We start from the raw sequence: 6,926 nt of genomic DNA, 5'->3' as shown, positions 1-6,926 counted from the left end.
GGATCATTATGCAAAAGGCACGCCGTCACATCTTGCGATGCTCCGACCGCTTGTAGGCGCATGGTTTCAGGAACTATTTCACTCCCCTGCTCGGGGTTCTTTTCACCTTTCCTTCACAGTACTCGTTCGCTATCGGTCTCACGGGAGTATTTAGCCTTACCGGATGGTCCCGGCAGATTCGCGCAGGATTCCTCGTGTCCCGCGTTACTCAGGATACCGCTATGCTGCATTTCGCTTCACATACTGGACTATCACCGTCTATGGTCACATTTTCCAAAGTGTTCTGTTCACGATTTGCATACAATGTCGCGGTCCTACAACCCCAGCCACGCCTTGCGACGCCACTGGTTTGGGCTGTTCCCCGTTCGCTCGCCACTACTAGGGGAATCATTATTTATTTTCTCTTCCTACAGGTACTAAGATGTTTCAGTTCCCTGCGTTAGCTCTCTTACATTGGTAAGAGTAACCGTCCTTCAGACGGCTAGGTTGTCCCATTCGGAAATCTCCGGATCAAAGGTTATTTGCACCTACCCGAAGCTTATCGCAGCTTATCACGTCCTTCATCGCCTCCGTGAGCCTAGGCATCCGCCATACGCCCTTTCTTACTTTCTTTACGACTGTATTCTTGTTACTCGTTTCCGAATAACGAATAAGTAGCTCATACTTTCAGCTGTATTCTAACTTGTGAAATCTCATCTTGCGATTTGATTCACTTTAGTCTGAACTAAAGTTCATTACTTACAGTTTTGCTTGTGTCAATATGTCAAAGATCTTTTTGTCAGTTTATAGTTGAAAGTTGACAGTTTAAAGCAACTCAACTAATGACATAGTGGAGAATAACGGATTCGAACCGTTGACCCCCTGCTTGCAAAGCAGGTGCTCTAGCCAACTGAGCTAATCCCCCGAATCGAGAAGTAAAGAAGTAGTCCCAGGCAGATTTGAACTGCCGACCTCCACATTATCAGTGTGGCGCTCTAACCAACTGAGCTATAGGACTGTGTTGGTAAAGAGTAGCATCTCTGCCGAACATTCTCTATCTCTTATTTAATTAAACAGATGGTGCGTACAAGAAGAGAAGCGAACTTTAATCAGTCACTAAAACTATAAACTATTAACTATAAACTAATAGCTAAAGATAATCGTCTCTCCAGAAAGGAGGTGTTCCAGCCGCACCTTCCGGTACGGCTACCTTGTTACGACTTAGCCCCAATTACCAGTTTCGCCCTAGGCCGCTCCTTACGGTCACGGACTTTAGGCGCCCCCGGCTTTCATGGCTTGACGGGCGGTGTGTACAAGGCCCGGGAACGTATTCACCGCGCCATGGCTGATGCGCGATTACTAGCGAATCCAGCTTCGTGGGGTCGGGTTGCAGACCCCAGTCCGAACTGAGACAGGCTTTAAGGATTAGATGCGCTTTGCAGAACACCATCTCTCTGTACCTGCCATTGTAACACGTGTGTAGCCCCGGACGTAAGGGCCGTGCTGATTTGACGTCATCCCCACCTTCCTCACACCTTACGGTGGCAGTGTCCCCAGAGTGCCCAGCGTGACCTGATGGCAACTAAGGAGAGGGGTTGCGCTCGTTATGGCACTTAAGCCGACACCTCACGGCACGAGCTGACGACAACCATGCAGCACCTTCACAGAGACCCCGAAGGGCGTCATTGTCTCCAAATCCTTCCTCTGCAATTCAAGCCCGGGTAAGGTTCCTCGCGTATCATCGAATTAAACCACATGTTCCTCCGCTTGTGCGGGCCCCCGTCAATTCCTTTGAGTTTCACCGTTGCCGGCGTACTCCCCAGGTGGGATGCTTAATGCTTTCGCTTGGCCGCTGACCTATTCAGACCAACAGCGGGCATCCATCGTTTACCGTGCGGACTACCAGGGTATCTAATCCTGTTCGATACCCGCACTTTCGAGCTTCAGCGTCAGTTGCGCTCCAGTGAGCTGCCTTCGCAATCGGAGTTCTTCGTGATATCTAAGCATTTCACCGCTACACCACGAATTCCGCCCACTTTGTGCGTACTCAAGGAAACCAGTTCGCGCTGCAGTGCAGACGTTGAGCGTCTACATTTCACAACACGCTTAATCTCCGGCCTACGCTCCCTTTAAACCCAATAAATCCGGATAACGCCCGGACCTTCCGTATTACCGCGGCTGCTGGCACGGAATTAGCCGGTCCTTATTCATAAGGTACATGCAAAAAGTCTCACGAGACTCACTTTATTCCCTTATAAAAGCAGTTTACAACCCATAGGGCCGTCTTCCTGCACGCTACTTGGCTGGTTCAGGCTCTCGCCCATTGACCAATATTCCTCACTGCTGCCTCCCGTAGGAGTTTGGACCGTGTCTCAGTTCCAATGTGGGGGACCTTCCTCTCAGAACCCCTACTGATCGTCGCCTTGGTGGGCCGTTACCCCGCCAACAAGCTAATCAGACGCATCCCCATCCATCACCGATAAATCTTTAATCCATTTCAGATGTCTTCTATGGACGTCATTGGGTATTAGTCTTACTTTCGCAAGGTTATCCCCAAGTGATGGGCAGGTTGGATACGCGTTACTCACCCGTGCGCCGGTCGACGCCTAGAAAAAGCAAGCTTTCTCTATCGTTTCCCCTCGACTTGCATGTGTTAAGCCTGTAGCTAGCGTTCATCCTGAGCCAGGATCAAACTCTCCATTGTAAAATATCATTTTTACTTTGCTAAACCCGAAAGTATAGCGAAGTGTTTGTTGTCTGTACTTAGGACGAATATCCTTTTCGTTTATTGAAGCTTAGTAAACCTGACTTGTCAATTGCTTGACGGTTCGTTTCTTTTTACCCAGTTCCTTCATACTCCCTATATATAATAAGGTGTAATCCAAAACCGCTTCTTGTACTACTTGTCTGTTTATGTAAAATCTTTCAAAGAACTCTTTCTTTATTTGCTTAGAGAAAGTGTATTTCTCAAAAGCGAGTGCAAAAGTACTAACTATTTTCGAAACCACCAAATTTTCAGAGAAGAAAGTTTCATTTTTATCTCAAATTTAACAGTCTTAAACATTCTAACTCATTATTCTCCTTCCAGCTCCTTATAGTATACATACACACGTTGAGCGCATGTGTGCACGCACACGATTCTTTATATAGTTAAGAAAATCTAAAATACAAAAATTACCCCCCAGCCCGTCCGAGAACGGCCGTTTTGGGGTGTATCATAGAGGGCAGAACCGCTATCACGACTCCACCTAAGCCCCTCTAAGGGCATATCTTTTTTCATCTTAAAATTTTAGTTTATGTTAAACAATTCGTCATAAGGGCTTAAAATGGCCGATATGAACACTAATAGAGCGTGTTTTTCGATGGTATTGATCCCTACAGGTCATTATCCAAGAGAAGCAATCAAAGCAGGTACACCTTTGAGAGATATGGCACGACGAAGGTTATAAGATAGGCAAAAGAGACCCATCTCAGCAGTTACTTTCAGTTTGCCTTTCAGTAAAAAGTAGTATTGCCCAAGTGCTCGCTTCATGGTTCCAAAAGGATGCTCGGAGAGGCATTTGCGATTGTCCATCTTGTTCTGATCTAGATGTAAAACGTAACGGACACCCTTCTTCACGATCTTCATTCTTGGAGGTTTTGGCTTGTCCTTATTCTCTTCTTTGAGTTGCTTGCGTTTTGCTTCGGTTGCCTTTATCAAGGTGTCTTTGTTGAAGTCTGCCTCCTTGAACTTCTGGATGGTACACTTGCACTTGCATTTTTTACATGCAAGCTTGTTGCAGTAGCGGATCATACCGTTTCTTTTGATAGACTTTTGCCTCAGGATTTCTCCTTGCGGACAATAGACAAGATTGCGTTCGGCATCCCTCACGAAGTATCCTTCAAGAGCCTTGGCACGCATCTGCCCGGGAGTCATCTTCAGTACAGCAGACTCTGCTACATCAGAAGTGTACTCCTTGACCTCTACAATCTGTGCATCGGTTAAAAAATCCTTGTAGGCTTCCGGTATGACTGCAGCTTCAAGACATGCCTTCAAATCTTCTGGATTAGTACTTGACTTTTGTTCGTCAGTTATGGTAGCTTCGTTATAGTCAAACTGAACCTGCTCCGTGCAGCTGCCATCACGTTGGATGACATTTGGTACGATACCATTAGCCAATGCATCTGCATGAACCTCGGGACACTCGTACCCCTTGTCTGCAGTTGATTCAAGAACGTCAACACCATAATCGGCTTTCACCTCAGATGCTACGCTTGTAAGCTGACCATGGTCTGTTGGACTGTTGGTTACCAGGAAGCCTGCTATCATATGGCTCTCCGCATCAACTGCAGTTTGCACATTATAACCGACACAAAAGCCTTCGTTGGCTTTCATTAGTCGGGAATCAGGATCGGTTAAGGAAATCTGGCTTTCACCACTTTTCTCAAGTGTATCACGGTATCCCTCATAGCGTTCCTTGCGCTCCTTGCAAACATCAAGCTTACGTTGCAACTCATCTTTAGAGAGCCTGCGTCCTTCCTCATGATCGTATGCTTCAAGTTCTTCCATATAGATTGAAATATGTTCATCAAGACGCTTGATTCGGTCATCGAGTTTGCTTAGAGTAAGGTTGTTGTCTTTAGCATTTACAGCCTTAAACTTGCTTCCATCAATAGAGATGTACGACTTGGAAAAGAGCTTCAGTCCCATACAAAACTTGTTGAACTCTTTAAAAACTTTAGTAATAGCCTTCTTGTTGTCCTTGCGGAAATCGGAGATTGTACGAAAGTCAGGAGTCAGCTTGTTGAGCAGCCACATTACCTCTACGTTACACTTGCACTCACGAGCAAGTTTGCGAGAGGAACGTACCTGATAGAAGTAACCATAAATATAGAGTTTGAGGAGATCGCGAGGATCATATCCAGGAGTACCTGTCTCTGCAGGAGTACTGCGGACGAATCCCAGTTCATCCATTTTGAGATTATCGACAAAAGCATCAAACAAGCGAACAGGGGCGTCAGCCTCTACATACTCGTCAATGCAATCAGGGAAAAGAACCCTCTGTCGTCTATCTTGTCCTTTTTTATATGCCATATCTTTCTTGTTTTTTACTACAAAGATACATAAAATAATTGAGAATCAAGAAGATACGAAGTTAATTAACTATAAAGAGCAAAAGAAAAATGCCCAATTCAGTTGTTTGCTTCCCTAATTAAGTTTTCGGACGGCCTCCCCCGTTTTTTTGGAAGCTATCGGATTTTTTGCTACCTTTGCCTATGAATAAATGAAAGTTATACTAACTTGAATGGTATATTCTGAGCAAAATCAGATATATCCGACATAAAATATGGTATACCCGTACAAAATACGGTATATCTAAGAACGATAAAGAAGATTAAGAACAATATAAAGAGAACGATACATGAATAGAAGTAATGGACTGCGCATGCTGCTCCTCTTGATTTCTACTCTTACGATGAATTCCGCGCTGGCACAAGACTGGCGATTGAAGACGAACCTAGCATACTGGGCTACAACAACACCCAATATCGCTGCAGAAACCAGACTATCTAACCGATTGTCGATGGATCTATCATTAGGATGGAACACATTTACGTATAGTGGAAACAAAAAGCTGAAGCACATTGCGATACAACCGGAAATCAGATACTGGCTTGGATGCCCCTACATCGGACACTTCTTGGGAGCCAACATACTCTACTCGCATTACAATGCGGGTGGCGTACACTTCCCCTTCGGCTTTTTTCCAGAGCTAAAAAAGCATCGGTTCCAAGGTGACTTGGGTGCAGTAGGACTGGTGTATGGTTACGACTGGTCGCTCGGCAAGAGCAACAGATGGAACCTGGAAACGGCACTGGGACTGGGAGTGGGATTCACTCGCTATACCAAATATAACTGTTATGGAAAATGCGGTACAGCTATCGAGAAAAAAAACAAGACTTTCGTGATGCCAACCAAGTTGGCTGTTTCGCTGGTTTACAACATCGGGGCTACCGACCGCATGGACAACTGCCGCCAGAAGGAGCCGCAGGAGATCATCCTTCCTGAAGATAATTGCACGCTCAACGAAATCCAGTTTATCCCAGCCCTTTCGTTCGTCAAGGACAACACGGGCAAGGCGGGCGATTTACAGAAGAACAACCCTGTGCTTCAAGATATTAAGACCTATCGTCCTTACACCAAGGATTTGGTTTTGAGCCAGGAAGAAGGAGCACTCTACATTTTCTTCCCAAAGTCGAAGGCTGAGATTACGCAGGAGTTCCGCAATAATAACAAGGTGCTCGACCAGATTATCGACATCACCAAAGCCATCATGAAGGATACCACTTCTTCGGTGAAGATTATCCAGATAGTGGGTCTTGCATCCATCGATGGTTCCGTGAAATTTAATGAACAGTTGGCTGGTAAGCGAGCAGAGGCATTGAAGGATTATATTCAGCAACGCACCTTGCTTCCCGATTCGCACTTCGAGTGCAACAATGGCGGAGAGGCTTGGGCTGAACTTCGCTATAGTATCAAGGAGAGCGACCTGAAATGCCGGGACGAACTGCTGAGGATTATCGACAGCGAACCTGATGCCGACCGCAGGGAGCGTCGCATCAAGAGTATCGACCAAGGCAAGGCATGGGCAGAACTTCGTGATAAGATTCTGGGCAACCAGCGCAATTCCGGTTTCCTCCGCATCTACTACGATTACGTACCTGACGAGGCGGCGACCACCATCAACCTAGCCACCCAGTTGCTCAAGTCGGAGCGTTACCAGGAGGCGTTGAAGGAATTGCAGAAGGTAAAAGCCGACAAGCGAGCCGCCAATGCCCTCGGCATAGCCTACTACATGACGGGCAACCGAGAAGCCGCCCGCCGTTATTGGCAGCAGGCGATGGAGACTGGCGATGAGGAGGCGAAGAAGAACCTCATGCAATATGATAGAATTTTTAATTAACAA

2 protein-coding genes, 2 tRNA genes and 2 rRNA genes (1 of these 6 running past the window's edge) are annotated in these 6,926 nt (G+C 46.2%); 1 reads left to right on the top strand and 5 read right to left on the bottom strand.

Annotated features, from left to right (window positions below; all coding sequences use genetic code 11):
• From KUA49_RS15955 to KUA49_RS15935, 5 genes are all read right to left on the bottom strand, one after another.
• Positions 1 to 612 (bottom strand): 23S ribosomal RNA (locus tag KUA49_RS15955) (it extends 2,284 nt beyond the left edge of the window).
• A 218-nt stretch (positions 613 to 830) separates the two neighbouring features.
• Positions 831 to 904 (bottom strand) — tRNA-Ala (locus KUA49_RS15950).
• A gap of 19 nt (positions 905 to 923) precedes the next feature.
• A tRNA-Ile gene (locus tag KUA49_RS15945) sits at positions 924 to 997 on the bottom strand.
• Between the two features lie 154 nt (positions 998 to 1,151).
• Positions 1,152 to 2,683 (bottom strand): 16S ribosomal RNA (locus KUA49_RS15940).
• The 16S and 23S rRNA genes sit together here with 2 tRNA genes alongside, the layout of an rRNA operon.
• Before the next feature lie 681 nt (positions 2,684 to 3,364).
• Positions 3,365 to 5,053 carry an IS1182 family transposase gene (locus tag KUA49_RS15935; protein WP_318331612.1) on the bottom strand — a complete coding sequence of 563 codons (1,689 nt, stop codon included), beginning with the start codon at positions 5,051 to 5,053 and terminating at the stop codon, positions 3,365 to 3,367.
• Between the two features lie 328 nt (positions 5,054 to 5,381).
• Here KUA49_RS15935 and KUA49_RS15930 point away from each other — a divergent pair, with 328 nt between their 5' ends.
• Positions 5,382 to 6,923, top strand: a complete 1,542-nt coding sequence (locus KUA49_RS15930) for a DUF3575 domain-containing protein (protein WP_218412833.1) — start codon at positions 5,382 to 5,384, stop codon at positions 6,921 to 6,923.
• The last annotated feature ends 3 nt before the right edge of the window (positions 6,924 to 6,926 follow it).

It is taken from the genome of Segatella copri, from assembly GCF_019249655.2.
Taxonomy (GTDB): domain Bacteria; phylum Bacteroidota; class Bacteroidia; order Bacteroidales; family Bacteroidaceae; genus Prevotella.
The sequence above is the reverse complement of the archived record's forward strand: the minus strand, read 5'-3'. Positions and strand labels throughout refer to the sequence as shown.